General features: G+C 60.4%; 1 protein-coding gene and 1 pseudogene. Both read left to right on the top strand.

Annotated elements, in window-relative coordinates:
* Window positions 1-213, top strand: a pseudogene (locus tag A3764_RS00230) (type II secretion system protein E); the annotation flags it as partial.
* Window positions 210-404: a DUF4177 domain-containing protein gene (locus tag A3764_RS00225; protein WP_012187154.1), complete on the top strand. Its 195-nt coding sequence runs from the start codon at window positions 210-212 to the stop codon at window positions 402-404. The pseudogene A3764_RS00230 and the gene A3764_RS00225, both read left to right, overlap by 4 nt.
* The last annotated feature ends 119 nt before the right edge of the window (window positions 405-523 follow it).

Genomic DNA, 523 nt, shown 5'->3' with positions numbered 1-523 from the left:
ATGACCACGCTCCATGCCGAAACCCCGCAACTGGCCGTCCAGCGGCTCGCGATCGCAGCACTCAAAACCGAGATCCCGATGACCTATGCCGACATGATCCAATACATCGAGAATTCCATCGACGTGATCATCCAGGCTGGGCGCCACGACGGCAAACGCGGCATCACGGAATTCTACCTCCCCGGCGCAACCGAGATCGGAACTTCCCCATGAAGACGTTTGAATACAATATCCTGTCCTTTCCCATGACCCGCAAGACCAGCCTCTCCGACATGCAGGCCAGCCTGAACGAGAAGGGCGCAGACGGGTGGGAGGTGGTGTCGATCAGCACTTCGGAATTTGCCAATATCGGGCACACCGTTTTCCTGAAGCGCGAAACCACACCCGCTGGAGCCACGGCATGAGGCAGGCGCAGCACCTCGCCTTGGCCGCGCTGGCCCTAAGCCTGAAGCCTACCTTCGCCGTTGCCGAGCGCAACCTAGTGCCGACCCTCGAGCGCAGCTTTGACGTCTGTTCGGACCGG

The organism is Sulfitobacter sp. HI0129, assembly GCF_001635395.1.
Classification (GTDB): Bacteria; Pseudomonadota; Alphaproteobacteria; order Rhodobacterales; family Rhodobacteraceae; genus Sulfitobacter.
This window is presented reverse-complemented; position numbering and strand designations above follow the sequence as displayed.

Bases quoted from the DNA above. Each gene is read 5' to 3' on its own strand.
- A3764_RS00225 (WP_012187154.1), top strand. From the start codon at position 210: ATGAAGACGTTTGAATACAATATCCTGTCCTTTCCCATGACCCGCAAG.